The sequence below is a fragment of the Ferrovibrio sp. genome (assembly GCF_041906005.1).
In the GTDB taxonomy this organism is placed as follows: Bacteria; Pseudomonadota; Alphaproteobacteria; order Ferrovibrionales; family Ferrovibrionaceae; genus Ferrovibrio.
In genome coordinates this window covers 1,503,773-1,529,117 of the sequence record NZ_JAYRJY010000001.1, presented here as the reverse complement: position 1 = coordinate 1,529,117, position 25,345 = coordinate 1,503,773, and the positions used below count along the sequence as shown (strand labels likewise).

25 protein-coding genes are annotated in these 25,345 nt (G+C 64.3%); 14 read left to right on the top strand and 11 right to left on the bottom strand.

The annotated features are described in order from the left end of the window. The first annotated feature begins 115 nt into the window (after positions 1-115). The 4 genes from mutS (at position 116) to ACE3OO_RS07310 (ending at position 4,389) form a co-directional block, all read left to right on the top strand. Positions 116-2,770 (top strand): DNA mismatch repair protein MutS, encoded by a 2,655-nt coding sequence (gene mutS, locus ACE3OO_RS07325; RefSeq protein WP_374301311.1) that lies wholly within the window; start codon positions 116-118, stop codon positions 2,768-2,770. 171 nt (positions 2,771-2,941) lie between these two features. After that, positions 2,942-3,646 carry a substrate-binding periplasmic protein gene (locus ACE3OO_RS07320; RefSeq protein ID WP_374301309.1) on the top strand — a complete coding sequence of 235 codons (705 nt, stop codon included), beginning with the start codon at positions 2,942-2,944 and terminating at the stop codon, positions 3,644-3,646. Between the two features lie 217 nt (positions 3,647-3,863). After that, on the top strand, positions 3,864-4,073 hold the full coding sequence (locus ACE3OO_RS07315) for a cold-shock protein (RefSeq protein WP_374301307.1): 210 nt from the start codon (positions 3,864-3,866) through the stop codon (positions 4,071-4,073). A gap of 7 nt (positions 4,074-4,080) precedes the next feature. Beyond that, a complete protein-coding gene (locus ACE3OO_RS07310) occupies positions 4,081-4,389 on the top strand; it encodes a YkgJ family cysteine cluster protein (RefSeq protein WP_374301305.1) in 309 nt (102 codons plus the stop codon). A gap of 14 nt (positions 4,390-4,403) precedes the next feature. On the opposite strand, the gene ACE3OO_RS07305 is transcribed toward ACE3OO_RS07310, so the two are convergent. Beyond that, positions 4,404-4,928: a GNAT family N-acetyltransferase gene (locus ACE3OO_RS07305; protein WP_374301303.1), complete on the bottom strand. Its 525-nt coding sequence runs from the start codon at positions 4,926-4,928 to the stop codon at positions 4,404-4,406. After that, positions 4,909-5,271, bottom strand: a complete 363-nt coding sequence (locus tag ACE3OO_RS07300) for a GFA family protein (RefSeq protein ID WP_374301301.1) — start codon at positions 5,269-5,271, stop codon at positions 4,909-4,911. The genes ACE3OO_RS07305 and ACE3OO_RS07300 overlap by 20 nt, the downstream gene beginning before the upstream one ends. Before the next feature lie 392 nt (positions 5,272-5,663). Between ACE3OO_RS07300 and ACE3OO_RS07295 the strand changes: the two genes are divergently transcribed. Together ACE3OO_RS07295 and ACE3OO_RS07290 are read left to right on the top strand one after the other, a co-directional pair. Next, positions 5,664-6,908: a threonine synthase gene (locus ACE3OO_RS07295; RefSeq protein ID WP_374301299.1), complete on the top strand. Its 1,245-nt coding sequence runs from the start codon at positions 5,664-5,666 to the stop codon at positions 6,906-6,908. 3 nt (positions 6,909-6,911) lie between these two features. After that, the gene (locus tag ACE3OO_RS07290; protein WP_374301297.1) at positions 6,912-7,439 is read left to right on the top strand and encodes a hypothetical protein; all 528 of its coding nucleotides are present in this window, start codon (positions 6,912-6,914) and stop codon (positions 7,437-7,439) included. On the opposite strand, the gene ACE3OO_RS07285 is transcribed toward ACE3OO_RS07290, so the two are convergent. The 5 genes from ACE3OO_RS07285 to ACE3OO_RS07265 all read right to left on the bottom strand — a co-directional run bounded on the left by ACE3OO_RS07285 (position 7,436) and on the right by ACE3OO_RS07265 (position 12,569). Then, entirely contained in the window at positions 7,436-7,951 is a 516-nt protein-coding gene (locus ACE3OO_RS07285) for a DinB family protein (protein ID WP_374301295.1), read from the bottom strand. The genes ACE3OO_RS07290 and ACE3OO_RS07285 overlap by 4 nt on opposite strands. A gap of 125 nt (positions 7,952-8,076) precedes the next feature. Beyond that, entirely contained in the window at positions 8,077-9,246 is a 1,170-nt protein-coding gene (locus tag ACE3OO_RS07280) for a TAXI family TRAP transporter solute-binding subunit (RefSeq protein WP_374301293.1), read from the bottom strand. Positions 9,247-9,276: 30 nt separating this feature from the next. Then, on the bottom strand, positions 9,277-11,331 hold the full coding sequence (locus ACE3OO_RS07275) for a TRAP transporter permease (RefSeq protein ID WP_374301291.1): 2,055 nt from the start codon (positions 11,329-11,331) through the stop codon (positions 9,277-9,279). Between the two features lie 199 nt (positions 11,332-11,530). Continuing rightward, complete coding sequence (locus ACE3OO_RS07270; RefSeq protein ID WP_374301290.1) at positions 11,531-11,944, bottom strand: DUF1127 domain-containing protein; 414 nt, start codon at positions 11,942-11,944, stop codon at positions 11,531-11,533. 25 nt (positions 11,945-11,969) lie between these two features. Continuing rightward, positions 11,970-12,569 carry a TetR/AcrR family transcriptional regulator gene (locus ACE3OO_RS07265; RefSeq protein WP_374301289.1) on the bottom strand — a complete coding sequence of 200 codons (600 nt, stop codon included), beginning with the start codon at positions 12,567-12,569 and terminating at the stop codon, positions 11,970-11,972. Between the two features lie 169 nt (positions 12,570-12,738). On the opposite strand from ACE3OO_RS07265, the gene ACE3OO_RS07260 reads away from it, so the two are divergent. Together ACE3OO_RS07260 and ACE3OO_RS07255 are read left to right on the top strand one after the other, a co-directional pair. After that, positions 12,739-13,329, top strand: a complete 591-nt coding sequence (locus ACE3OO_RS07260) for an intradiol ring-cleavage dioxygenase (protein ID WP_374301287.1) — start codon at positions 12,739-12,741, stop codon at positions 13,327-13,329. Positions 13,330-13,335: 6 nt separating this feature from the next. After that, positions 13,336-14,001 (top strand): LysE family translocator, encoded by a 666-nt coding sequence (locus tag ACE3OO_RS07255; RefSeq protein ID WP_374301285.1) that lies wholly within the window; start codon positions 13,336-13,338, stop codon positions 13,999-14,001. A gap of 29 nt (positions 14,002-14,030) precedes the next feature. Here ACE3OO_RS07255 and ACE3OO_RS07250 read toward each other — a convergent pair whose 3' ends face one another. Together ACE3OO_RS07250 and ACE3OO_RS07245 are read right to left on the bottom strand one after the other, a co-directional pair. Continuing rightward, a complete protein-coding gene (locus ACE3OO_RS07250) occupies positions 14,031-14,528 on the bottom strand; it encodes a hypothetical protein (protein WP_374301283.1) in 498 nt (165 codons plus the stop codon). Positions 14,529-14,670: 142 nt separating this feature from the next. Next, positions 14,671-15,180: a hypothetical protein gene (locus ACE3OO_RS07245; RefSeq protein ID WP_374301281.1), complete on the bottom strand. Its 510-nt coding sequence runs from the start codon at positions 15,178-15,180 to the stop codon at positions 14,671-14,673. A 116-nt stretch (positions 15,181-15,296) separates the two neighbouring features. Here ACE3OO_RS07245 and ACE3OO_RS07240 point away from each other — a divergent pair, with 116 nt between their 5' ends. The 6 genes from ACE3OO_RS07240 to ACE3OO_RS07215 all read left to right on the top strand — a co-directional run bounded on the left by ACE3OO_RS07240 (position 15,297) and on the right by ACE3OO_RS07215 (position 23,313). After that, positions 15,297-16,112, top strand: a complete 816-nt coding sequence (locus tag ACE3OO_RS07240; protein ID WP_374301279.1) for an SDR family NAD(P)-dependent oxidoreductase — start codon at positions 15,297-15,299, stop codon at positions 16,110-16,112. Between the two features lie 95 nt (positions 16,113-16,207). Next, positions 16,208-18,988 (top strand): [protein-PII] uridylyltransferase, encoded by a 2,781-nt coding sequence (locus ACE3OO_RS07235; protein ID WP_374304670.1) that lies wholly within the window; start codon positions 16,208-16,210, stop codon positions 18,986-18,988. 68 nt (positions 18,989-19,056) lie between these two features. Then, complete coding sequence (gene murJ / locus ACE3OO_RS07230; RefSeq protein ID WP_374301277.1) at positions 19,057-20,601, top strand: murein biosynthesis integral membrane protein MurJ; 1,545 nt, start codon at positions 19,057-19,059, stop codon at positions 20,599-20,601. A gap of 107 nt (positions 20,602-20,708) precedes the next feature. Continuing rightward, on the top strand, positions 20,709-21,716 hold the full coding sequence (gene trpS, locus ACE3OO_RS07225) for a tryptophan--tRNA ligase (protein ID WP_374301275.1): 1,008 nt from the start codon (positions 20,709-20,711) through the stop codon (positions 21,714-21,716). Between the two features lie 77 nt (positions 21,717-21,793). Then, positions 21,794-22,747, top strand: a complete 954-nt coding sequence (locus ACE3OO_RS07220) for a DUF2333 family protein (protein ID WP_374301273.1) — start codon at positions 21,794-21,796, stop codon at positions 22,745-22,747. A gap of 77 nt (positions 22,748-22,824) precedes the next feature. Further along, positions 22,825-23,313, top strand: a complete 489-nt coding sequence (locus ACE3OO_RS07215; RefSeq protein WP_374301271.1) for a universal stress protein — start codon at positions 22,825-22,827, stop codon at positions 23,311-23,313. A 4-nt stretch (positions 23,314-23,317) separates the two neighbouring features. Here the strand turns inward: ACE3OO_RS07215 and ACE3OO_RS07210 are convergent, their stop codons facing one another. Beyond that, complete coding sequence (locus tag ACE3OO_RS07210) at positions 23,318-23,866, bottom strand: PAS domain-containing protein (protein ID WP_374301269.1); 549 nt, start codon at positions 23,864-23,866, stop codon at positions 23,318-23,320. A gap of 73 nt (positions 23,867-23,939) precedes the next feature. After that, a complete protein-coding gene (locus ACE3OO_RS07205; protein ID WP_374301267.1) occupies positions 23,940-25,211 on the bottom strand; it encodes an adenylate/guanylate cyclase domain-containing protein in 1,272 nt (423 codons plus the stop codon). Positions 25,212-25,345 lie beyond the last annotated feature (134 nt).

Sequence of the window (25,345 nt, the reverse complement as noted above, 5' to 3'; positions counted from 1 at the left end):
AGACCAACGCCCGAGGGGTTAAAAGGCCCACGTACTGTGCTATGTCTGCGGGCCGCATAATATTTCGCCCATGAACAAACCCGATCTGACCCTCCCCCCCGGAACTTCCCCGCTGATGGCGCAGTATCTGACCATCAAGGCGGCCTATCCCGATTGCCTGCTGTTCTACCGGATGGGGGATTTTTACGAACTGTTCTTCGAGGATGCCGGCACGGCCGCCCGGGCGCTGGACATCGCGTTGACCAAGCGCGGCGAGCATGACGGCCAGCCGATTCCCATGTGCGGCGTGCCGGTTCACGCGGCGGAAGCCTATCTCTCCCGTCTCATACGCCAGGGTTTCAAGGTGGCGGTCTGCGAACAGACCGAAGACCCGGCGGAAGCCAAGAAACGTGGCTCTAAATCAGTGGTGCGACGCGACGTGGTGCGCGTTGTCACGCCCGGCACCATCACGGAAGACAGCCTGCTCGAGTCGCGCCGCAACAATTACCTCGCCGCGCTGGCGCAGGTGGGCGGTGCCGATGGCGCGCTGGCGCTGGCCTGGCTCGACATGTCGACCGGCGAATTCGGTCTCACCGAAACGACCGCCGGTGGCCCCGGGGAGAGTTCCGGGGGCAGCACCTTGGGCGCCGATCTGGCCCGGATCAATCCGCGCGAGCTGGTGCTGCCCGAGGGTATGTTGGCCCGGGCCGAACTGCGCGCATTGTTCGAACAGGTCGATGCTGCATTAACACCGCTGCCCGCGGCGCGGTTTGATAGTGTCTCGGGCGAACGTCGGCTGAAAACCGCGCTGGGCGTTGCTGCGCTCGACGCCTACGGCGATTTCAGTCGCGCCGAATTCTGCGCCGCCGGCGCGTTGCTCGATTACGTCGAGGCCACGCAATGTGGCAAGCTGCCCCGCCTTGACCCGCCGGCCCGGCAGTCACCGACCAGCGTGATGGCGATCGATCCGGCCACGCGGCGCAACCTCGAACTGGTGGAAACCACGTCGGGCAGCCGCGACGGTGCGTTGCTGGCCTGCATTGACCTCACGCTGACCGGCGCTGGCGCGCGCCTGCTGGCGCAGCGGCTGCAGGCGCCACTCACCGATCCGGCCCAGATCGCCGCGCGCCATGATGCCGTGGCCTATCTGGTCGACACGCCGCGCCTGCGCGACGATATCCGCGCGGCATTGGAGAAAGTGCCCGACCTGGCGCGTGCGCTCTCGCGCCTTTCGCTGGGCCGCGGCGGGCCGCGCGATCTTGCCAGCCTGCGCGATGGCCTTGCCCAGGCCGGTGCCCTGCAGGCGCGACTGGGCGCGGAAACCATGCTGCCGCCGGCTTTGGCCGGCCTGCGCGATGGACTGGGCAATCACGATGCGCTGGTCAATACGCTCGGCAATGCCCTGGCCGACGAGCTGCCGATCTATGCCCGTGATGGCGGTTTCATCCGTTCAGGCGTCGATGCCGCACTGGATGAGCTGCGGGTGCTGCGTGACGAAAGCCGCCGCCATATCGCGCAGCTTCAGGACAAATACGCGCAGGAAACCGGCATCAATACGCTGAAGATCCGGCATAACAACATGCTGGGCTACTACATCGAGGTGGCGCCCAAGCATATGCCGCAGATGGGTCCGGTCTATATCCATCGCCAGACCATGGCGAATGCGGTGCGGTATGCCACGCCCGAATTGTCGGAACTCGAAAGCAAGATCGCCCAGGCCGCCGATCGCGCGCTGAAACTCGAGCTGGAGATGTTCGAGCGCCTGGCGGCTGAGGTGCTGGCCCGGGCTGACGCCGTCACGCGCGCCGCCCAGGCGCTGGCCGCTTTCGATGTCACCGCGTCGCTCGCCCTGCTCGCGGTGCAGCGCAACTGGGTGCGGCCGCAAGTGGACGACAGCCTCGCTTTCCATGTCGAGGCCGGCCGTCATCCGGTAGTGGAGGCCGCGCTGGAACGGGCCGGCCAGGGCGAGCGGTTCGTCGCCAATGATTGCGATCTGAGCAGCGATGAGACGGGCGGTCGGCGCCTCTGGCTGCTCACCGGTCCCAACATGGCGGGTAAATCCACCTTCCTGCGTCAGAATGCCCTGATCGCCGTGCTGGCGCAGATGGGCGCCTTCGTGCCGGCGGCCAAGGCCCGTATCGGCGTGGTCGACCGCCTGTTCAGCCGTGTCGGCGCGGCCGACGATCTGGCGCGCGGGCGCAGTACTTTCATGGTCGAGATGGTGGAGACGGCGGCGATCCTGCACCAGTCGGGCCCCAGGGCCTTGGTGATCCTGGACGAGATCGGGCGGGGCACCGCCACCTTCGATGGCCTCTCCATTGCCTGGTCGGTGGTGGAATACCTGCATGAAAAAAACCGCTGCCGCGGCCTGTTCGCCACCCATTATCACGAACTCACGGCTCTGGCCGAAAAGCTGCCGCAGCTTTCCAATCACGCCCTGAAGGTGAAGGAATGGGAAGGCGAACTGGTCTTCCTGCACGAGGTCGGCCCGGGTGCTGCCGACCGCAGCTATGGCATCCAGGTCGCCAAGCTTGCCGGCCTGCCCGACGCGGTTCTGAAACGCGCATCCGATGTGCTGCACACGCTGGAGAAATCCGGCCAGACCGGCGGTTCGGCGAAACTGGTTGATGATCTGCCGCTGTTTTCCATGGCGCCGCCGCCGAAGGCGGAAACCGCCGCGGCCAAGCCATCCGAAGTGGAGCGGGCCCTGAAAACGGCCGATATTGACGCCCTCTCACCGAAACAGGCGCTTGATCTGCTGTATCAGTTGAAGGCGCTGCTGAAACAATAAAACGCGGATCGGTGCGGGCGGATTCCCGCTATCCCGTATCCTCGCGCTGCGTGTATGATTGGTATTATGAGGATCGCGGTCGCCGCTCGATGTCATGCTGCGGGTCTGCTGATCGTTTGTGTGCTGTGTTTTGGCGCGGGCTCTCTGGTTGTGGGCCAATCCGCGCCGGCCATGGCGCAAACGGCAGCCACGCCGGATTCCCAAGATTTCATTGCGCGTGTGCTGATCAATGACGCGCCGCCCTACCGCATCATCAGCCGCGCCCGCGGCGACGAGGGGCATAGCGGCATCTATGTCGATATCCTGCGCGCACTGGCGGCGGAAACGGGCCTGACCCTGCGGTTCATCGAGGCGCCGTTCGCCCGCAGCTTTCCCATGATGCAGGCCGGCGAGGCCGATATCATGCTGGGCCCCAATCGCACGCCCGAGCGCGAACGCTATCTGCTCTATCTCGATCCGCCGCTGCCGGCCGAGCCCAAGGTGTTCATCACCCGGCCGCAGGGCCCACGCATCACGCGCCACGAGGATCTGCGTGGCCTGCGCATCGCCGTGCTGCGCGGCGCGCGGTATGCCAGCCGCTTCGACGGCGACGCGGCGCTGGAGAAAGTTCCTGTTGGCGATTACGACAGCGCATTGCGTCTGCTGGGCGGCGAGCGCGTCGATGCCGTGATCATGCCCGAACAACAGGCGCGCTGGCTGTTGCGCTGGCAACAGCTCAACTGGCCATTGTCGCCCTACCGGATCGAGGGCCAGCCCTCCTATATCGCGATCAGTCGCTACTCGGCCCTGGCCGCGCGAGCCGACATGCTGCAGGCCGCCCTGCGCCGCCTGCAGGAAAAGGGCGAGATCGCGCGGATATTGCAGCTCTACAGCTAAGGCCGCGAAGATCGGCCCAAAAGAACAGCTTGTATTCGCCGCATTTAAAGCCTAGGGTCCGCCCATCGACATTTTTTGGCCGGACCTTCTGGCTATTCGCCTCGGCCTTGCCGGGCGCATCTTCCGACTTTCTCTCCAAAAATATCGAAAACCGGGCATCGGACGCAGTTTTGCTGCGCCCTTTTCCCTTCATTCATCGCACCAAAGGAAAATTCCCATGCAAACGGGCATTGTCAAATTCTACAACGATCAAAAAGGCTTCGGTTTCATTCAGCCGGAAGACGGCAGCAAGGACGTGTTCGTGCATGCCACCGCGCTGGAACGTGCCGGCATGAGCGCGCTGCGCGAAGGCCAGAAGGTCTCCTTCGACACCGAGCAGGACAACCGCTCGGGCAAGACCGCCGTGCGCGCCATCCAGGCCGCCTGATCACCGCTTGATTCATCAGGCGATCCAGGGCGCGGCAGCCTTCGACTGTCAGAGTTGCGGCGCCTGCTGCGCGTATTCGCGCGACTGGCCCCGTTTCTCGCTCGAAGAGGATGCCACGCTCGCGCGCATCCCGGCCCGTTTCGTCGATGACGAGGCGGGCCGGATGCGTTGTGACGGCGACCGCTGCTCGGCTTTGAGCGGCGTCGTCGGCCAGCACACGTCCTGCAATGCCTATGACGTGCGGCCCGATGTCTGCCGCGAATGCCAGCCCGGCGACGAAGCCTGCCGCATCGCGCGCGGGTTCTTCAATCTTTAGCCCAATATTCCGCGTCAGACCGGCTCGGCCAGCATCAGCAGGCTGCGGCCCCATTCGGTGATCCGCGCCTGGTTTTCCAGAATCCTGAATCCCGCCTTCTCATAGGCGCGGATGGCGCGTGCATTGTCGGGATCGGGATCGGTCGCCACGAACGCCGCGCCTTCGGCGAACAGCCGCGCCACATGCTGGCGGATGAAGGCGCTGCCATGGCCGCGCCCGATCATCGCCGGCACGCCAATGCTCTGGTCGACGCCGAATGTGCCCGGCGGCAGGTCGCGATAGGGATGGTCGTCCCAGGCGTGGATGGCGTAATCCTGCATGAAGGCGAAGGGCAGGCCATCCTGCGACACGATCCACAGCCGCATTGCCGGCTCGTGCAGATCGGCGGCCAGGTTTTCCAGTTCGGTTTCCGGCTCACCCCACCAGAGCCGCCATGCCTCGGTTTCCAGCCAGCCACGCAGCAGCGGCAGGTCAGCCACCGTCATGCGGCGGAAATCGTAGGCCGGCGCCACGGCCAGTTCACATGCTGCGGCCGTCATACTCCGTCACGTTCAGCGCCTTCAGGTCCACGTCGTCCAGGCAGCGCACGTTGATCGCCACCATGCGCGTGCCGTTCGGCGCCGTGCCGGTGGCGAACGAGGTCACGCCGCAGGTCTTGCAGAACAGGTGATGGATGTTCTTGGTGTTGAACTGGTAATCCTGCACGGCATCCTTGCCGCTCAACAGCTTGAAGGCATCGGCCGGCACGAAGCTCAGCAGCGTGCCCTTCTTCTGGCAGATCGAGCAGTTGCACGCGATCACCGGCGTATCCAGCGCCGTGCTCACCTCATACCGCACCGCGCCGCAATGGCAGCCGCCCTTGTGAATCGTGGCTTCCGCCATGTCCGTCCTCCCATGCTGATCCTGCCGGTTTGATGGCTGCCGCCGGCGTCCAAGTCAATTCCCGGCCTTGCCTTGCTGAACCATTTGTACTAGATATGTTCTTATTTATCAATCCCTATATTCCTAGTTGCATATCCTGCCGGCCGGGCAGCGCAGAGTGGAAACGAACACAAACGAAGCGTAACGAACACAAACGAACGCAAACGAAGCCCGGGGAAGTCGGGCGAATTCGGACGAAGCATAATGAGCGCAAACGGTTTCAAACGGTTCAAAGCCGTTGTGAAAGAATCCGAACGGCATCGTGGCAGCACAACCCTCCCGGCCATCGTGAGCGCATGCTACGAATCGGGGATTTCCTGCTCCCGTTCAATCACATAGGCTTTCCACCCATCATGACCGCCACGTCCCGCCTCATTCCCGACACCCCCACCTTCGTCACCCATCTGGAATGCGGCATGACGGGCGAACGGCTGCCGGCCGACACCCTGCATAACCTGTCGCCCAAGGGCTATCCGATCCTGGTGCGCTACGACCTGGCCGGGGTGAAGGCGACGCTGACCAAGGAGAAGATCGCGGCCCGCGCCCCGAACTGGTGGCGCTATCGCGAATTGTTGCCGGTGCGCAAAACCGAGAATGTCGTTTCGCTGGGCGAGGTGATGACGCCGATCCTCAGCCTGCCGCGTCTGGGCAGGCAGCTCGGCGTCAGCGGCGACATCATCGTGAAGGACGAGGGCCGCCTGCCGACGGGCTCGTTCAAGGCGCGGGGCCTGGCGCTCGCCGTCTGCATGGCGAAAGAGCTGGGCGTGAAGAAGATGGCCATGCCCACCAACGGCAATGCCGGCGCGGCGCTGGCCGCCTATGCCTCACGGGCCGGCATCGAAACCGTGGTGTTCTGCCCCGACGACACGCCGCAGGTGAACATGAACGAGATCGCGCTGCAGGGCGCGCGGCTCTACAAGGTCAACGGCCTGATCAACGATTGCGGCAAGCTGGTCGGCGCCGGCAAGGAACTTGCGGGCTGGTTCGATACCTCCACGCTGAAAGAGCCCTACCGCATCGAGGGCAAGAAGACGATGGGACTGGAACTGGCCGAACAGCTTGGCTGGGAACTGCCCGATGCGATCTTCTATCCCACCGGCGGCGGCACCGGCCTGATCGGCATGTGGAAGGCGTTCGAGGAACTGGAAGCCATCGGTTTCATCGGTTCCAAACGCCCCAAGATGATCGCCGTGCAGGCGGCTGGCTGCGCTCCCATCGTGCGCGCCTATCAGGGCAACGAGCGCCACGCGAAACTTTGGGAGAACGCCCATACCGTGGCGGCCGGCATCCGCGTGCCGGCGGCAATCGGCGATTTCCTGATCCTGGATGCCGTGCGCAATTCCAACGGCTTTGCCATGGCTGTGGAAGATGCCGCCATCACGGCGGCGCTGGATGAGGTGGCGAAGCAGGAAGGCTTCCTGATGTGCCCCGAGGGGGCCGCCACCTATGCCGCCTACAAGCAGGCCCTGGCCGAGGGCAAAGTGAAAAAGAGCGACCGCGTGGTGCTGTGGAACTGTGCCGCCGGCCTGAAATACCCGATGCCCGATGGCGGCAAGCCGCTCGACCGCCATGGCCAGATCGATTACGCGAATCTGTAAAGCATGAGTCGCGAGCCGCAAACGACCGAGTCGGGATACGAAATTCTCGTATCCACGATGGACCTGCGGCATCCGCTGCTCCGTCGCCTGCTGGCCGACTGGCTGAATGCGGCCGGGCCAGGCGGTCTACCGGATCATGATTTCGCTGATCCGCAGCGGCTGGATTACATGCAGGGCCAGATCGTGATCTTTGACGCGGTGCCGCAATCGGGCGCGGGTCTGCGTTTCCGCTATCGTTTCGTCGGCGCACCGCTGGTGGCCCGCCGCGGCCGCGATGTCACCGGCATCTGGATGGATGAGCATACCGATGCGCTGGTGGCGAAGATCGGCCCGCAGGCATGCAATGCGGCCGTGCAGTCGCGCCGGCCGGTGCATGTGCGCGCGCGCCGCGAGATCGAGGGCAAGTCCTTTGCGCTGGAATATCTCGTGTTGCCGTTGATCAATGCCGGCAGCGGCGTGATCGATCGCCTGGCCGCGGGCCAGATCTATCCGTCCGATGTGCCGACGCGGCCAGCCGGGGACTCGCTTTAGGCCGCCTCGCGCAGGAAATAGATCAGGTCGAGTTCCGGCGGGCTGACGCCGGCATGGCTCAGCAGGCCATGCGCCTGGCCGCGATGGTGGGTCTGGTGATTGAAGAAATGCATCAGCGGCGGCAGCAGCGGATCGGTGAAGGGGTCGCCGCGCATGTTGGTATAGGAGAACGTACCCGCCAGCGCGGCATCGTTCAGTCCGTCGCAGAAGGCGATGATCGCGGCGTCCTTGGCCTCGCGGGCCTGCCGCAGGCCGGCGAAATCCTCGTGCAGGATCTGGTTCAGGGCCTTTACATGGGTGGCGGGTTTGCCGGTGAAGCGGCCAAGCCAGACGCTGTCGCCCACCAGGATGTGGTTCAGCGTGGCATGGATGCTGCCGAAGAAGCTGGGCCGCGCCGCATAATAGTCCGCCGCCGGCAGCGTCGCGCAGGCGTCATAGATGCGGCGGTTGGCCCAGGCGTTGTAGCGCGCCATGCGGCGCACGTGGTCGAGCAGGATGTCGGTGCTGGTCATGGACCAAGCCTAAGCCCGGTCGCGGGGGCGGGCAAAGCGCGGAATTGTCCTGCTGCAATTGCATAAAACTCAAACGGCCCGCCGGTGAGGGCGGGCCGTCTGGTGTCAGGCGATGAAGGTCGCGCTTACCATTCCGTGAGAACGGGTTCCATGCCGGCCTTGGTCAGGGCATCGGCGCGGGTCTTCTGCCAGGCCTTCATGAAGGCGGCATCGTCGGCATGGCTGCCCTTGGTATGCGTGGCCCAGGCATCGGCCAGTACCTTCTGGCGCTTCAGCAGGGCTTCGTTGCTCTTGTCATATTCGGGCTTCCAGACGCCGATTTCCTTGAAGTACTTGATGGCGCCTTCATGCACCGGCACCACCCAGTCGAATACCTGGCGCTTGATATCCCAGCCGCCATTGCCGGGGGCCGCGTCCTTGTAGTCGGGGAAGAGTTCGACCATCGCCTTGGTCATGGCATAGACCATGCCGGCATCGGCATTGGCATAGGTCATCAGCACCGGATAGGGATAGGTGGCGGCTTCCACCTTGTTGGTCTGGCTCAGCTCGGGGCCTTCGGCGCCCATGAAGGGCACGAAGAACGGCGCTTTCGCCTTCAGGCGCGCCCAGCCGGCCTTGTCGCCATGCGGTACGGTCGGATACTGGATGCCGCGCGGGCTGGAGGCGAGCTGGTAGGCCGGGCCCGAGATCGACGAGCCGAAGGCGGCATCCACCTGGCCGCTGATCATGCCCTGCATGGCCTGGCCGAAGCCGCCGAATTCCACCTTCTGCACATCGGCCCAGGTCAGGTTGGCGAAGGCCAGCAGCGCGGTGATGTTCTGGTTCAGCGACGGCGCGCCGATCACCCAGGCCACCCGCTTGCCCTTCAGGTCGGCCATGGTTTTGATGTTGGCGTCCTTCGCCGTCATGATGGTGAGCAGCGCGTCGGAATTGTTCAGCAGCAGCGACCGCACCGGCTGCGGACCCCAGTCCTTGGCGCCGAATTCATACATCGCTTCCTGCGCCATGTAGGTGCCGCCCACGCCATTGGCCGAGAATGGCACCTTGCCGTCACGCAGTGGCACGGTGCGCGACACGTCGTTCTTGCCAGGCAGCACGCGCAGCGTGACGCCCTGCTTGTTCTTCAGCGCATTGCCGACCGCAACCGCCTGGTTGTAGCCACCCGAGCCGACGTCATAGGCAGTCCAGGTCAACTGGTCAGGCAGCTTCTGCGCCCAGGCAGACGAAACGGGGGCAGATACCGAGACGGCGAGTGCCGCAACGGCCCCGAGCAGGGCATAGGTGGTGTGACGCATCGTTGGTTTCCTCCTGGTGTTTATTCTTGCTTATGCAACCACTGTGTCGCGGTTGGTCAGTTTGAGCAACAGGAAAGCGCCGAGAGCCAGAGCGCCGCCTACAATCGCCAGCGTGGCATTGCCCACGGGGATCAGATTGCCGCCCGGCGCCATCAAAGCCAGGCCGCCGATGGCGAGCATCACGCGCGCCAGCAAACGCAATGGCGAACCGTCCAGCCGCCCGCCGCCGATCAGCCAGCCCTGGATCGCGGCAGCCATCAACCAGACGCCGATGAAGGCGGTCACGATCACCGAGATCACCTCCAGCGGCTCGCCTTTCAGGATCAGCGCGGGATTGAGGGCGAAGAAGAACGGCACGATGTAGATCACCGCGCCCAGCCGGATCGCCTGGAAGCCGATCTTGAACGGCGAGGTGCGGGCCAGCGGCGCGGCGGCGAAGGTTGCCAGCGCCACCGGCGGCGTGATGAACGAGATCATGCCCCAGTACATGATGAACAGATGCACGGCGAGCGGATCGAGCCCGGCTTTCACCAGCGGCGGCGCCAGCACGATGGCCAGGAAGATGTAGCAGGCGGTCACCGTCATCCCCATGCCGAAGATGAAGCTGGTGATCGCGCCCATCAGCAGCAGCACGACGGGTTTGTCGCCGGCCAGATAGACCAGGTCGTTGGCCAGCGTGCCGGCCAGGCCGGTGACCGAGAAGGCGCCGATGATGAAGCCGACGCCGGCCAGGATCGCCACCAGTTCGGCCAGCGCGCGGCCGGTCGCCATGCCCAGGTCCAGTAGACGCGGCCAGTTCAGGCGGTGGCGGGGCAGAATCTGGTTGATGACCAGCAGCAGCGCGGTGGCGACGAAGGGTGCCGTGGCCTCGCGCTGTTCGTTGATCATCAGGTAAACCAGCACGGCGAAGACGGCGATATACAGCCAGCCGTCCTTCAGTGTTTGCCACAGCGACGGCAATTCTTCCGTCCTGAGGCCGCGCAGGCCCAGTCTGGCTGAATAGGCATCGATCTGCATGGCGAGGCCAAAATAGAACAGCAGGGCCGGCACGGCGGCAGCCAATGCGATCTCGCCATAGGAAATGCCAAGGAAACTCGCCATCACAAAGGCAGTGGAGCCCATCACCGGCGGCATCAGCACGGCGCCCGTGCTGGCCACCGCCTCGACGCCGCCGGCATAATCGGCGCGGAAGCCGGTGCGCTTCATTGCCGGAATGGTGACGACGCCCGACGAGATCACGTTTGAAATCACGCTGCCCGAGATCGAGCCCTGCAGCGCGGATGAGATCACACCCACTTGCGCCGCGCCGCCGCGCCAGCGGCCGACCAGGGCGAAGGCCACGTCGTTGAAGAACTTGCCGCCGCCGGTATGGTTCAGCGCCACGCCGAACACGATGAAGCCGATCACGATTTCGCCGAAGGCGCGCATCGGAATGCCGAAGGCACTTTCTGCCGACACGACGTGATAGGCCAGTGTGTCTTCCAGCGACTGGCCGATGCCATTGAGCGGCGAGGGCAGTTTGTCGGCCAGCACCGGATAAAGCGAGACGATGGTGACGATGATGAAGATCGCGGTGCCGCCGGTGCGGCGCAGGGCTTCCAGGATCAGCAGCCACAGCACGGCGCCCAGAATCTTGGCCATGTCGGGCGCGGAGAATTCCCAGCCTTCCCCCAGAATCGTTTCGGCCTTGAAGGCGAACCACAGCAGGGCGCCGGCGCAGGCCAGGCAGAGCAGGATGTCGATGCCCAGCGCGATGCCGCCGCGCCGGGTTGCCTGCGGTCGCCACGGATAGGCGAGGAAAACCAGCGGCAATGTGGCGGCAGCCAGCAGGAAGAGATAGCGGTTTTCGACCAGCGTGTAGCCGAACGCATGCAGGTTGAACTGCTGGTTCAGCACCAGACCGATGCCGCCGAGGGTGAGCAGGACAAAGACGACGCGCAGCACGCCGGTCAGGCGGCGATAGGCCAGTTCCTCGACCATCTGGTCCTGGGGCGGCGGTGCCGCATCGCCCTCGTGATCGTTACCAGTGGGCTTCTGGTCGTGGGACGGCTGATCGGCACGGTTGGCGCCGAGACCCTGTGACATCGTTTTCCTCCCCGTGCCGGACTCCGCCTGATGCTGGCTGGTCCGATTGTCGGACCAACAGCTTACGGAGGCCGACTTGGAGGATCAACGCATTGATCGTTCGTGTATGCAATCGAAAAAGATCGTGCCCGAGCAAGACATTGCGGCCACAGATTGACCGTGCAGTCTCGCTCGGGCCAAGAACGGTCTGATGCCGGTATCAGCCTTCGGTACGGTCGCTATCGAGATCGCGCAGCGAAATCGGCGCCGCCCAGAAGGGCTGTGCGGCCTCAAAGGCGGCCGCGCCAGGCGAGATGCCGGCATCGCGCAGGGTATGGGCGTCGACCTGTGCCAGATCGTGCCGCATGCGGCTGCGCTGCCGCCATGTGGTGAAAGCCGTGCGCAGGGCGGGCAGCACAAGCTGCCACCAGGGCTGGGCGAGGCCCTGCAGCGCCGACGGGTCGCGCAGACCATCCAGCCAGCGCAGCTCGGCCTTGCTCGGGGCCGGAGCCAGGGGCGAGGCGAGCCAGTCGGGCCGCGACGGTGCGGTCGTGGTCCGTGCGAACGGCCTTATTAACGAACGATCGTGCTTTTCTGAACCGGAGGGGTAGTCGATAGCGCTGTGGTAGGTCATGGGAGGCTCTTTTCTTGTTGTTAGGTCAGTGGGTTGCGGCTGACCGCGCCAGCAGTTGGGCAAAAGCCTGCTCGGCGCGTCGGACCGCGGTGCCGTCGCGCAACAGGCGACGGTAATAATTGAGCGTCAGGAAAATGCCCTGCAGCTCATAGGCAAACTGTTTCGGGTCGAGGTCGGCACGGAAATGGCCTTCCTGCACGGCGATCTGGGCGCTGCGGATCATCATGCCCTGCCACCGGGTCTGCAGTTCGGCCAGATGGTCGCGGACCGGGCCCGGCTTGTCGTCATACTCGGCGGCCAGGGTGACGAACAGGCAGCCGCCGGGCAGATCGTCGTTATGCAGGCTCCAGTCGAGCCAGCCTTTGAACATCGCTTCGATCCGCGGCCGTCCGCGGGGCGCCAGGCGGGCCGGTTCCCAGACGCGCGCCATAAAGCGCTTGGCGCTTTCATCCAGCAGAGCCTTCTCCAGCTCTTCCTTCGAGCCGAAATGGGCGAATAGGCCGGATTTCGACATTTTCAGCCGGTCGGCCAGCATGCCGATGGAAATTCCCTGGAAGCCCTCGACGCTGGCGGCACGAAGGGCTTCGGTAAGGATGACGGCGCGTGTCTGCTGACCTTTGCTCATGCCGCTAAATTACGAACGGTCGTTCGCTAAGTCAAGATCAACTCGAGCCGCGCCTGTGACGGCGGCCACAAAAGCGTGATGGCGGGCTGCGCAGGGGAGTTCACTGTGGCGCGTGTAAACCGGCGGATCTGGCCTGACGTAAACGGGCCATGGGTGGAGGGGTTTTTCCATGACGACGCGACGCGATCTGCTGCTGCAGGCTGCCATGCTTTCCGCCCTGCCGGGGCTTGGCTTTGCGCAGACCCGGGGCCTGACGCTGCCCTTGGAGCCGACGCCGCCCTGTGGCGAACAGGCCGTGCCGACACCGGAGCAGACCGAAGGGCCTTATTACACGCCACAGACGCCGCAGAAGACCCAACTGCGCGAACCTGGCATGGCCGGCATTCCGCTGCGCATCGGCGGGCTGGTGCTCAGCCGTCGTTGCCGCCCGGTCGCCCGGGTGATGGTCGATGTCTGGCATGCCGATGCCAACGGGCAATACGACAATGCCGGTTATCGTTTGCGTGGCCATCAATTCAGCGATGCCGATGGCCGCTGGCAGTTCGAGACCATCCTGCCCGGGCTTTATCCCGGCCGCACCCGGCACATCCATGTGAAGCTGCAGCCGCCGCGTGGCGACATCCTCACCACGCAGCTCTATTTCCCCAGCGAGCCGGGCAATGCGCGGGATGGCCTTTTCGACCGCCGCCTGCTGGTGCAGATGGGTGGCGACGACACGGCGAAAATCGCGCGCTACGATTTTGTGCTCGACATCGATTGAGGTGGCTTGACCCGGCAAAGGCACAGCGCCATCGTCGCCGCCACGATGGATCTGCCCACCCTGCTCACCTTCACGATTGCCGCCTTCGCCCTGGCGGCGACGCCGGGTCCGGACATGCTGCTGGTGATGACGCGCAGCGTGGCGCAGGGCCGCACGGCCGGGCTCATCACCTTGGCCGGCATCACCGTTGGCTGTTATTTCCACGCGCTGGTTGCGGGCTTCTCGTTAAGCGGCGTGCTGCTGATGGCGCCGGTGATGTTCGAAATCATCCGCTGGGCCGGTGCCGCCTATCTGCTGTATCTCGCCGTGCAGGCTTTCCGCGGTGCCGGCGGTTTTCAGCCGCCGCGGCCCGGCGCGCCCGCTCTGCCGCTGCTGAAGCTGTTCCGCCAGGGCCTGCTGACCAACATGCTCAATCCGAAAGTGGCGCTGTTTTTCCTGGCGCTGTTTCCGCAATTCATGCAGCCCGATCCCGATACGGCGGTGTGGCAGGCGTTGCTGCTGGCCTGTGTGCTCAGCGGTGCGGGCTTCATCGTCAATGGCAGTATCGCTCTGGTCGCTGGCCGGCTGGGCGAATTCTTGAATGGGCGGCCGGCCTTCGTGCGCTGGCAGAACCGGCTGCTGGGCGGCGTGTTTGCCGCCATGGCCCTTCGCTTGGCCTTCGACCGGCGCTAAAGGCTGCGCCAGCCTTTTACACCAGCCTTTTACAGCCGTGCGCTCTTCACGCCGTCGACTTCCGCGTTGCCGTCCAGGATGGCGGTCTTGATGGTTTCCAGGCCGCGTTCGAATTCTTCGATGCGCTCGCGCAGGCCGCGCAGCTCTTCCAGGGCCTGTTTGCCGATGGGCCGTTCGGTCTGGCTGTATTCCAGCACCAGGCTGGCATAGCGGCCACGCATCTTGGCGAGCGATTTCAGCATTGCCTCGATCTCGCCGGGCTCGATGCGGCCCAGCGCCCAGATCATCTGGCTGCGGGTGAGTTCACGATCCTTGGCGATGATCTGCTGCACATACTGGCGGGCGTTCAGCGCGGCGGCGGCATCGGCCGGGCTGCCTTCGCGCAGGGCCAGACGCTCGCGGGCGCTCAGGCCCGCCTGGGCCAGGTCGCTGGCCGTCGGCTTTGACGAAGCCTGGCCTTTCATGGCGGCCCGGAGCTGGGGCTCGACTTTCTCGGCTTGACGCAGGGACAGCAACGCAATCGCCATGACTTGTACTCCTTGGGTCCGGACTTCGGGTTCCTGGCAGAAGCGGAGCAAACCCCATGCCATGGTTAAAATGCCGGATTTCAGGGATATTTTATTAAGCCCGCGCTGCGCCTGTCGGCAGCTTTTGCCGAGAGGTCCGGCTTCAGGGTGCCAGCGGCGGTGCCTGCAGCCCCGTGCTGCGGCCGGGGAATTGCAGGTCCAGCCGCCAGTCCTGCGGGCGATTGCGATACGAGGCCAGCGCCTCGGCCGGCAGCATGAACTGCGCCTCGCTGGCGATGGCGCCGCGCGGGGCCTCGCGGGCGAACGGGTTGCCCATGGGCAGGGAAATGCCGATGCCAACATCGCTGCCGCTGCCCGAGCCGACCGATCCACCCAGACCAATGCCGGGGCGCCAGGGTTCGTCATTGCTGCGCGGGCGTTGTTCGGCCCGCAGGTTCTCGGGCGCAAAGACCCGGCCATCGGGAGCGGTCAGCTCCATGGCATTGACCGGATCGACCGCCAGCACCCGCACAAAGACCCGGCCGCTTTGGCTGCCCAGCCAGGCGGCGGCCCGGGGCGGGGGCGGGGGCGTGCTGCCGCAGGCGGCCAACAGCCCAGCCAGCAGCAGGGGCAACATCAGGCTCAGGACGGATAGGCGGCGGAACAGGGTCATACATTTATTATAGGGGCTATGGCGGAAGGTTCCCATCGGCAGCGCGGCCGGTTTAAGCTGCCGTCATTCAAGGAAAAGCCAGAAAAACAGACCAACACGACAGGACAGGAACCGCCATGACCCTTGCCCCGAATGCCCGCGATACCCTTTTCGACCTGACCGGCAAGGTGGCAGTGATCACCGGTTCCAGCCGCGGCATCGGTCGCGCCATCGCCATCCGCATGGCCCAGCATGGCGCAAAAGTGGTGGTGACCAGCCGCAAGGCCGATGCCTGCGAAAAGGTGGCCGAGGAAATCCGTTCGGCCACGACTCTGAATGGGGAAGCGGGCGAGGCGATCGTGGTGCCCTGCAATGTGTCTGAGAAGGCGCAGCTTCAGGCCCTGGTCGATACCACCATCAAGCATTGGGGCCGTATCGACATCCTGGTCTGCAATGCCGCGGTGAATCCCTTTTTCGGCCCGTCGAAGGACATTCCCGACGATGCCTTCGACAAGATCATGGATGTCAACATCAAGTCGAACCACTGGCTGTGCAACATGGCCGCCCCCGACATGGCCAGACGCCAGGACGGCGCGATCATCATCATCTCGTCGGTGGGCGGCCTGTTCGGCTCCAATACACTGGGCGCCTATGGCATCTCCAAGGCGGCCGACATGCAACTGGCCCGCAATCTTGCCGTGGAATGGGGCCCGCAGAATATCCGCGCCAACTGCATCGCGCCGGGCCTGATCAAAACCGACTTCGCCCGCGCCCTGTGGGAGAATCCGGAAATCTCCAAGAAAGCCACCAAGGGTTATGCGCTGAAGCGGATCGGCGATCCCGACGAGATCGCGGGTGCCGCCGTGTTTCTTGCCTCCGCCGCCGGCCGCTTCATGACCGGCCAGACCATGATCATCGATGGCGGCGGCATGGTGAATTTCCAGAGCGTATGATTTTCCCGGCGTGTGATTTTCCGGGCGTGTGATTCCCCAGTAGCGATTTCCTGGGCGTGTAGCCGCCCTAGATAGGTTATAAGCTTGCCATGCAGATGCGTCCCCTCATCCCCGATCCACGCGCGATCATCGACCGCAAGGCGCTGACGCTGCAGCTCGATGCGTTGGGCGGCGAAGGCATGCATGGCACGGCGGAGCAGCGCAAACAGGCGCTGGTACTGCTGAAGGCGGCGCTGAACGAGGGCCGGCGCGTGGTGCAGGTCCGGTTCCAGGCCGGCACGCCCGCTTTGCCCACGCGGCAGTCGCTGGCCTATCTCACCGACCAGATCATCCGGCTCGTCTTCGATTTCACCGTGAACCGCGTCTACCGCCTGCCCAACCCCACGGCGGCGGAAAAGCTGTCGGTGGTGGCGGTGGGCGGCTATGGCCGTGGCGAGATGGCGCCGTTTTCCGATGTCGACCTGCTGTTCCTGTTCCCCTACAAGCAGACGCCCTGGGGCGAGCAGGTGGTGGAATACATGCTCTACCTGCTGTGGGACCTCGGCCTGAAGGTGGGTCATGCCACGCGCTCGGTGGATGAATGCATCCGGCTCTCTTTAAGCGACATCACCATCCGCACCGCGATCCTGGAGCAGCGCTGGATCTGGGGCGACCAGGAGCTGGCGGCGCAATTGAAGTCCCGCTTCCAGAGCGACGTGGTGGCCAAGACCGGGCCGGACTTCATCGAGAAGAAGCTGGCCGAACGCGACGATCGCCATCGGCGCATGGGTGATTCCCGCTATGTGGTGGAACCCAACGTCAAGGAAGGCAAGGGCGGGCTGCGCGATCTGCACACCCTGGTCTGGATCACCAAATACGTTTATGGCATCGAAGACACCGCCGAGCTGATCGCGCGCGGCCTGCTGCATGCCGAAGAGCATCGCCGCTTCGTGCAGGCGATGGAATTCCTGTGGACCGTGCGCATCCACCTGCATTATCTGGCCAACCGGCCGGAAGAGCGGCTGACCTTCGACATGCAGACCGAAATCGCCAAGGCGCTGGGCTATGCCGACCGGCCCGGCCGTCGCGATGTCGAACGCTTCATGAAGAAATACTATCTGGTGGCCAAGGAAGTGGGCGATCTGACGCGCATTTTCGCCGCCGCGCTGGAAGAGCGCCACAAGAAGAAAAAACCGCTGGCGGCGATCAAGGCCAAGATCAAGCGCCCGAAAAAGCTGGAAGGCTTCGAAGTCGAGGGCGGCCGTTTCAATGTCGGCAGCGAAACCCTGTTCGAGAAGCAGCCGGTGAAGATGCTGCGCCTGTTCCACCTGGCGCAGGAGCAGGGGCTGGATATCCACCCCGAGGCCCTGCGGCTGGTGCGGCGAAATCTCAAGCTGATCGATGCCAGGCTGCGCAACGATACGGATGCCAACCGCCTGTTCATGGACATGCTCTGCTCGGTCAACGATCCCGAGACGACTTTGCGCCGCCTGAACGAGGCTGACGTGCTCGGCCGTTTCGTGCCGGATTTTGGCCGCGTCGTGGCGCAGACCCAGCATGACATGTACCACACCTATACGGTGGACGAGCATACCATCCGCGCCATCGGCATTCTGTCGCGCATCGAAAGCGGCGCGCTGAAGGAAGACCATCCGCTCAGCGTGCATGTGATCAAGGAAGTGCTGTCGCGCCGCGTGCTGTATGTGGCCGTCTTGCTGCACGACATTGCCAAGGGCCGCGGCGGCGATCATTCGGTGCTGGGCGAGAAGGTGGCCGAGAAGCTGGGACCGCGCTTCGGGCTGACGGCGGCGGAAACCGAAACCGTGGCCTGGCTGGTGCGCTGGCATCTGCTGATGTCGGCCACCGCCTTCAAGCGCGACATCGCCGATCCGAAGACGGTGGTGGATTTTGCGCAAGCCGTGCAGAGTCCGGAGCGCCTGCGCCTGCTGCTCTGCCTCACGGTGGCCGATATCCGCGCCGTCGGCCCGACGATCTGGAACGGCTGGAAGGGCCAGCTTCTGCGCGATCTGTATTACCGCGCCGAGGAATACCTGTCGGGCGGATTCACCGGCCGCCGCCGCGAGGAGCGCATCGCCGAAACCAAGGAGAAGGTGCGCGGCCTGCTTGCCGGCTGGAGCAAGGCCGAGACGGACAAGCTGCTCAAGCGGCATTACGAGAATTACTGGTATTCCAACGACGTCGATACCATCGTCCGCCATGCCGGTCTGATGCGGGAGGCCGACCAGTCCGGGCGCAGCCTGACCACCGCCTCGCGACCAGACCGCTTTCGCGCCGTCACCGAATTCACGCTCTATGCCCCCGACCATCCGGGCCTGTTTGCCCGCGCTGCCGGCGCCATGGCGGCCGCCGGCGCCAACATCGTGGACGCCAAGATATTCACCACCAATGACGGCATGGCGCTCGACAGCTTCTATATCCAGGACATCGAGGGCAAAGCCTTCGACAAGTCCGAGCAGCTCAAGAAGCTCAATACGGCATTGGAGCGGGCCTTGTCGGGCGACCTGAAGTTGCGTTCGGCCATCGCGCCGGAACGGCCGGGCCTGCCCAGCCGCGCCCGCGTCTTCAAGGTGGAGCCGCGTGTGCTGGTCGATAACGCGGCATCCAATCGCTGGACGGTGATCGAGGTGAACGGCCGCGACCGGCCGGGTTTCCTCTACGATGTCACCCGTGGTCTTTATGAACTCAACCTCACCATCGGTTCGGCGCATATCGCCACCTATGGCGAGCGCGCCGTCGACGTGTTCTATGTGCAGGACCTGACCGGGATGAAGCTGACCGACAAACGCCGGCTTCAGCAGATCGAGAAACATCTGCTGAAGAAGATCGCGCCAGCCGACGAGAAAGCATCCGCCAAGGCGGCGGCGAAAGCGGCCTGAAGGCGGTGGCGGTGGCGGCGGTGCTTGCCTATACTGCAGCCGCCTCGCTTGCCTGGAAGTTCGCGTAGATGTCCCTGTTTCGCGCCATTGCCACTGTCGGTGGCCTCACCATGGTCAGTCGCATCGCGGGGTTCGTCCGCGATCTCCTGATCGCGCGCTATCTCGGCGCCGGCCCGGTCGCCGATGCCTTTTTCGTCAGTCTGCGCCTGCCCAATTTCTTCCGCTCGCTATTTGCCGAGGGTGCCTTCACCGCCGGCTTCCTGCCGCTGTTCAGCCATATCCAGACCAAGGAGGGCAGGGCGGCGGCGCAGCTTTTTGCCGAACGCGCGCTGTCGATCCTGCTGCTGGCCACCTTCGGCTTCACGCTGATCGCCCAGATCGCCATGCCGGTGGTGATCATTCTGCTGGCGCCGGGTTTCGTCGACGACCCACAGCGTTTCGATCTGTCGGTGACGCTCACCATCATCACCTTCCCCTATCTGCTGTTCGTCAGCCTCGCCTCGCTCTATGGCGCAGTGCTGAACTGCCTGGGCCGCTTCTTCGCCATGGCGGCGACGCCGATCCTGCTGAATCTGGTGATGATCGCCGGCATGCTGCTGCTCACGCCGCATGTTCCCAATGCCGGCTATGCGCTGGCCTGGTCGGTGCTCGTTGGCGGCATCCTGCAATTCCTGTGGCTGGCCTGGGATGCAAAACGCTCTGGCATCGATCTGCGGCTGCGTCGCCCGCGCCTGAACGACAAGCTGCGCCGGCTGTTCAGGCTGATCCTGCCGGCCGCCCTGGGCGCCGGCGCCACGCAGGTCAATCTTGTGGTCGGGCTGATCCTCGCCTCGCTGCTGCCGGCGGGCGCGGTGTCGTATCTGTTCTACGCCGACCGCATCAACCAGCTCACCGTCGGCGTGGTGGGCGCGGCAATCGCCACCGCCCTGCTGCCGACGCTCTCGGCGCAACTGGCCCGCGACGATCATGCCGGTGCCCTGGTGACGCAGAACCGCGCGCTGGAATTCGCCCTGCTGCTGGCATTGCCGTCCTGTGCCGCTTTGCTGGTCGTGCCATTCCCGATCATCTCGATCCTGTTTCAGCGCGGCGAATTCGATCTTGTCACGGCGCAGCAGACCGCGGCCACCCTGCTCGCCTATGCCGTGGGCCTGCCGGGCTTCGTGGTGTCGCGCACGCTGATCCCCGGTTTCCACGCGCGGCAGGATACCCGCATGCCGGTCAAGCTGGCGCTGGTCAGCATCGCGGTGAATATCGGGCTCAGTCTCGCCCTGATGCCGCGTTTCGGTCATGTCGGTCTGGCGCTGGCCACGGCGCTGGCGGCCACCGCCAATACCCTGCTGCTGCTGTATGTGCTCCGTCGTCGTGGCCATTGGCGCGCCGACGACCGGCTGAAAAGCCGGGCCTGGCGCATCCTGGCGGCGTCCGTGCTGATGGCGATCCTGCTGGTCGTGCTCGATCGCCTGGTGCTGCCTGGCTGGTATGCCGGCGGCTTCGGCCTGCGAGTGACCGCGCTCGTGGTGCTGGTCGGCGCCGGGCTGGCCGTCTTCCTGCTGGCGGCGCTGGTTTTGGGCGCTACCCGCCCGGCCGAGTGGCGGACTGCCCTGCGCCGGTGATGGCGCTTGCGTGGGGGTTGACGCAGCAATCCGCCCCGGCGATAACCGCGCGCTCAACTTTTCCCACATCCGGGGCCTTCCACCGCCCCATTCCGCAAGGGACTTCCATGGCCTTCCAACGGCGCATCTTTTCGGGCATCCAGCCCTCCGGCAATCTCCATCTCGGCAACTATCTCGGTGCGGTGCGCAACTGGGTCGCGCTGCAGAACGAGTTCGAATGCATCTTCTGCATGGTCGACATGCATGCCATCACGGTGTGGCAGGATCCGGCCGAGTTGACCCGCTCCACGCGCGAGCTGGCGGCGGCGATGATCGCCTCGGGCATCGACCCCAAGAAGAACATCCTGTTCAACCAGTCGCAGAATCCCGATCACGCCACGCTGGCCTGGATTTTCAATTGCGTCGCCCGCATGGGCTGGATGAATCGCATGACGCAGTTCAAGGAGAAGGCCGGCAAGGATCGCGAGAATGTCTCGCTCGGCCTGTTCGCCTATCCGGCTCTGATGGCGGCGGACATCCTGGCCTACAAGGCGACCCATGTGCCGGTCGGCGAGGATCAGAAGCAGCATCTGGAACTGACCCGCGACATCGCGCAGAAGTTCAACCACGATTACGGGCGTGAAGTGTTTCCGCTTACCGAGCCGATGATCTTCGGTACGGCGACGCGCGTGATGAGCCTGCGCGACGGGTCGAAGAAGATGTCGAAATCGGATGCCTCCGACCAGTCGCGCATCAATCTGACCGACACGGCCGACGCCATCGCCGACAAGATCAAGCGCGCCAAAACCGACCCCGAGGCGCTGCCTGACACGGTGGAAGGGCTGGAAGGCCGGCCGGAAGCGCAGAACCTGATGGGCATCTATGCCGCGTTGAGCGACCAGACGCTGGAGCAGGCGGTGGCGGATTGCGCCGGCAAGGGCTTTGCCGAGTTCAAGAAGATGCTGACCGAAGTTTCGGTTGGCGTTCTGGGCCCCATCACGGCGGAAATGCGCCGGCTGATGGCCGATCCCGCCTATGTCGACGGCATTCTGCGGGATGGCGGCGAAAAAGCCCGCGCCCTGTCGGCGCCGATTTTGCGGGATGTATACGATGCCGTGGGTTTCCTGCGGCCGTAAACCGTCTCTGCCTTGAACCCTTGCCGGGGCAGGCCCACATTACAGGGGCCTGCCCCTTTCTTTTTCTGGCTGAAACCATGACCGATAGCGCCGATTCTTTCGTTACCCGCCTGCGCGGCCGCTGGCTGCCGCTGACCGTGGTTGCCGTCGTTCTGATTTTCGGCCTGTATTATCCGGTCGGCATGCTGATCGCCCACAAGGTGGACGACAATCTCGATTATCAGGTCGCCGGCACCGATCCGACGGCGCCTGGCAGTCGGGCCGTGGCCATGGCCGCCGCGCTGATCGACCGCGAAGTGAACCGCAACGGCTGGGTGGCGAACGATCCGTTCTTCATGCCCGGCTCGGTGCTCGACAACATGCCGAACTACCAGCTCGGCATGATCCATGCGCTGGGGCGCTTCGCGTTCCAGATGGTCGATCAGATCGGCCGCACGCGCGGGTCCAGCCAGACCGACCGCGATCTGCAGGAAGCCGCCGGCCTGTTGCAGTATTCCGGCACCAAGTGGATTTTCGATTTCTCCACATCGCTGCTGCCGACCGCGAAATCGGAAGACCAGTATCGCAAGGCGCGCAGCGCGCTGCTCAGCTATAACCAGCGCCTGGGTCAGGGGCAGGCCGTGTTCGAGCGCCGCGGCGACAACCTGCAGGCCACGCTGGAGCGCATCGCGCTGGATATCGGTTCGGCTTCGGCGGCCATCGACCGTCGCATCACCGAAGGCAGCAGCCTGTGGATCGACACCGAAAGCGACGATGTCTTCTACAGCGTGAAGGGGCAGCTCTATGCCTATTACATGCTGCTGCGCGAGTTGCGGCAGGATTATGCCAATGTGATCCGCGACCGCGAACTGGGCGGCACCTGGGATCAGATGCTGGCCTCTTTCGCCGCCGGTGCCGGCCTGAAGCCGTTGGTGGTCAGCAACGCCAAGCCCGATGCGGTGATCCTGCCCAATCATCTTGGTTCGATGGGATTCTATGTCGAACGCGCCCGCACGCAGGTTTATGAAGTGGTCAATATCCTGCAGAAATAATGGCGGCGCGCTACCAGCATTAGCCCCATCAGGTTAACCATTGCCTTTTTGCCGCCGGCAATGGCAACCTGCGCGCCATGACCGACAAAGACACAGACGCCAAGCGCCGCAGCAAATTCCTCGTCGTCGTCGATGATACGCCGGAGGTGCGCGTGGCGGTGCGCTACGCGACCAAGCGCGCGCGCAATATCCGCTGCGGCGTGGTGATGCTGCGTGTGGTGGAACCGATCGATTTCCAGCAATGGGCCGGTGTGGCCGAGATCATGCGCTCGGAAGCGCATGAGGCCGCGGAAGACCTGCTGCACAAACTGGCCGAGCAGGTGAATCAGGATTCCAGCATCCTTCCGGAGCTGGTGATCCGCGAAGGCATCGCACGCGACGAAATCCTCAAGCTGGTCGACGAGGATCCGGCGATCCGCATGCTGGTGTTGGCGGCGGCACCCGGCGGCGAGGGGCCGGGGCCGCTGGTGGCCGCGCTGGCCGGCCAGATGGCGGGCAATCTGAGTTTCCCGATCACGGTGATCCCGGGCAGCCTGACCGACGAGCAGATCGACCGGCTGACCTGACGGTTCACGTCTCCGGGTTTTCCGAAAGATTGATGCTGCTTTCAGCAACGATCTGAATGGTGACCGGATCGTTGATGTGATCGAGCGGAATGGTTTCACGGCGATCAAGCTGGTCGTAGAGGCCGAAGCCCACGATCATGTCGGGATGAGCGTGGTCCGAGGCCAGCGGCAGCAGCAGCCGACGGAAGGCACGTACCGCCTTGCCGCGCCGCTGCCAATGCTGCAGGGCGAAATGGCCGAACCCCGCAAGCACCTTGCGGTGGACATCCGTGGACCAGGCCAGTTGCGGCCCGCTGAACAGATCGTCGAGATATTTTCCGCTGAGTTCGAAGCCAAGATTCTCCCGCACGGTCTTGCCGGCCAGCGTGAAGCGGAATCGATGGCCATTCTCGATGCTTTCCAGCATGTACATGCCGGGCAAAAGGTTTTTGAGATCGAGCGGGTCTATATCTTCCCGCGCCGGCCATACATTGGCGCCACGCCAGCGCCGCCAGCAAGCCAGTGCGTAGCTCAGTCTCCCATCGTTGACCAGGTCGGGAAGAAGATTGGTCATGGCGCGGACTCTGCACCCGTGTCGGGCGACAGGCAAACAGATCCCGCGCAGACGTGTACAGAGCTTTTGCCGGCTATTCGTACCCGGCCAGGCATTCGCCGGTCAGGGCGAACAATTCCTGCGGCTGCTGCACGCCGCGCAGGGCATGGAAGCCCACCGATACCAGCGGGCAGTCCTGCACTTCGGCGGCAAAGGCCGCCGAGGTCAGCAGCGGCCGGTCGAGAATCTTGGTCTGGGTTTCCACGCGCGCCACTTCGTTCACCGCGCGGCCGATCACGGTGAAATCCAGCCTGTCGCGGGCACCGATATTGCCGAACACGACCTTGCCCACATGCAGGGCAATCCCCACCCGCACCGGCGGCGCGCCCTCGATGGCACGGCCCTGGTTCAGTTCATACAATCCGGTGAAGGCTTCACGGGCGGCGGACAGGGCGCGATGGCAGGCTTCTTCCCGGCCGCCCGGCTTGTCGTCGACGCGGAAAATCGCCAACAGGCCATCGCCGATGAATTTCAGCACCTCGCCGTCATGGGCCTGGATCGGTGCCGCCATGGCGTCGAAATAGCTGTCCAGCATGGCCACCACCTCCTGCGGCGGATGGCGGTCGGAAAAGGCCGTGAAGCCGCGCAGGTCTGACAGCCAGATCGCCGCCTCCACCTCATAGCCGCGGCCGCGCATGAAATTGCCTTTCAGCACCCGCTTGGCCGGCCCACGGCCCAGATAGGTGGTCAGCAGGTCGCGGGTCATGCGCCGGCCGGCCTCCAGCTCGAACCGCAGGGCGACCAGCGGCATCAGCTCCTCCAGATAGCTCAGTTCCTCGGGCCGGAAGCCGCCCGGCCGGTCGGTGGCAAAGCTCATGAAGGATATGTTCTGTCCCTCGTTGCCTCCCATGCCGGGGCCCTGGGTAAAGCGCATGGGCAGCACGAGGTAGTCGGTCACGCCCATGGCCTTCAGGTCGTGCAGGATGCCGAAATCCATCGGCGTGTCGGCCAGGTCCAGGCGTCTGCGGATGGCGGCGGCGCCCTGGTGGATCACGGCGATCGGGCTGTTGAGGTATTCGGCCGTGCGCACCACGCCATGGCCGCGTTCAGTCATGGTCACCCCCGAGTCGCGCTGCCAGGTGAAGCCGCGCGTGAAGGTGAGCGGGTGCATCGAGGGCTGGCCGGTGGTGACGCGGAAGAGCGGAATGCCTTCGGCGATCAGACGGCGGCAGAATCCCTCGATCAGATCGGGCATCGGGATGATTTTGCCGTCATGCTCGACCAGCCAGCGGGCCGCCGGCGTCAGAACAAGCCGCGAATCGGGCCAGCTCGGCAGGCGCTCTACCCCTTTCGCGACGGGGGTCATTGCTCCACAGCCCTGGGGAAAACCCGCGATTCTATCCACATCGGTTAAAAATCTTCCAAACAGAGGGTTGGATTTGGCAACAATCTTACTTTGTCACAGTTTTGCCCTTGTCTTTAGCCTTGATATTTGCGGAC

What these genes read in the sequence shown, in the direction of transcription:
- ACE3OO_RS07250 (WP_374301283.1), bottom strand. Translation starts at nt 14,528, where the DNA reads ATGGCGATTGCGTTGCTGTCCCTGCGTCAAGCCGAGAAAGTCGAGCCC.
- ACE3OO_RS07290 (WP_374301297.1), top strand. Translation starts at nt 6,912, where the DNA reads ATGAGTCGCGAGCCGCAAACGACCGAGTCGGGATACGAAATTCTCGTA.
- ACE3OO_RS07315 (WP_374301307.1), top strand. Translation starts at nt 3,864, where the DNA reads ATGCAAACGGGCATTGTCAAATTCTACAACGATCAAAAAGGCTTCGGT.
- murJ (WP_374301277.1), top strand. Translation starts at nt 19,057, where the DNA reads ATGTCCCTGTTTCGCGCCATTGCCACTGTCGGTGGCCTCACCATGGTC.
- ACE3OO_RS07205 (WP_374301267.1), bottom strand. Translation starts at nt 25,211, where the DNA reads ATGACCCCCGTCGCGAAAGGGGTAGAGCGCCTGCCGAGCTGGCCCGAT.
- ACE3OO_RS07260 (WP_374301287.1), top strand. Translation starts at nt 12,739, where the DNA reads ATGACGACGCGACGCGATCTGCTGCTGCAGGCTGCCATGCTTTCCGCC.
- trpS (WP_374301275.1), top strand. Translation starts at nt 20,709, where the DNA reads ATGGCCTTCCAACGGCGCATCTTTTCGGGCATCCAGCCCTCCGGCAAT.
- ACE3OO_RS07235 (WP_374304670.1), top strand. Translation starts at nt 16,208, where the DNA reads ATGCGTCCCCTCATCCCCGATCCACGCGCGATCATCGACCGCAAGGCG.
- ACE3OO_RS07305 (WP_374301303.1), bottom strand. Translation starts at nt 4,928, where the DNA reads ATGACGGCCGCAGCATGTGAACTGGCCGTGGCGCCGGCCTACGATTTC.
- ACE3OO_RS07215 (WP_374301271.1), top strand. Translation starts at nt 22,825, where the DNA reads ATGACCGACAAAGACACAGACGCCAAGCGCCGCAGCAAATTCCTCGTC.
- ACE3OO_RS07265 (WP_374301289.1), bottom strand. Translation starts at nt 12,569, where the DNA reads ATGAGCAAAGGTCAGCAGACACGCGCCGTCATCCTTACCGAAGCCCTT.
- ACE3OO_RS07245 (WP_374301281.1), bottom strand. Translation starts at nt 15,180, where the DNA reads ATGACCCTGTTCCGCCGCCTATCCGTCCTGAGCCTGATGTTGCCCCTG.
- ACE3OO_RS07275 (WP_374301291.1), bottom strand. Translation starts at nt 11,331, where the DNA reads ATGTCACAGGGTCTCGGCGCCAACCGTGCCGATCAGCCGTCCCACGAC.
- mutS (WP_374301311.1), top strand. Translation starts at nt 116, where the DNA reads ATGGCGCAGTATCTGACCATCAAGGCGGCCTATCCCGATTGCCTGCTG.
- ACE3OO_RS07320 (WP_374301309.1), top strand. Translation starts at nt 2,942, where the DNA reads ATGGCGCAAACGGCAGCCACGCCGGATTCCCAAGATTTCATTGCGCGT.
- ACE3OO_RS07210 (WP_374301269.1), bottom strand. Translation starts at nt 23,866, where the DNA reads ATGACCAATCTTCTTCCCGACCTGGTCAACGATGGGAGACTGAGCTAC.
- ACE3OO_RS07240 (WP_374301279.1), top strand. Translation starts at nt 15,297, where the DNA reads ATGACCCTTGCCCCGAATGCCCGCGATACCCTTTTCGACCTGACCGGC.
- ACE3OO_RS07220 (WP_374301273.1), top strand. Translation starts at nt 21,794, where the DNA reads ATGACCGATAGCGCCGATTCTTTCGTTACCCGCCTGCGCGGCCGCTGG.
- ACE3OO_RS07285 (WP_374301295.1), bottom strand. Translation starts at nt 7,951, where the DNA reads ATGACCAGCACCGACATCCTGCTCGACCACGTGCGCCGCATGGCGCGC.
- ACE3OO_RS07300 (WP_374301301.1), bottom strand. Translation starts at nt 5,271, where the DNA reads ATGGCGGAAGCCACGATTCACAAGGGCGGCTGCCATTGCGGCGCGGTG.
- ACE3OO_RS07270 (WP_374301290.1), bottom strand. Translation starts at nt 11,944, where the DNA reads ATGACCTACCACAGCGCTATCGACTACCCCTCCGGTTCAGAAAAGCAC.
- ACE3OO_RS07280 (WP_374301293.1), bottom strand. Translation starts at nt 9,246, where the DNA reads ATGCGTCACACCACCTATGCCCTGCTCGGGGCCGTTGCGGCACTCGCC.
- ACE3OO_RS07295 (WP_374301299.1), top strand. Translation starts at nt 5,664, where the DNA reads ATGACCGCCACGTCCCGCCTCATTCCCGACACCCCCACCTTCGTCACC.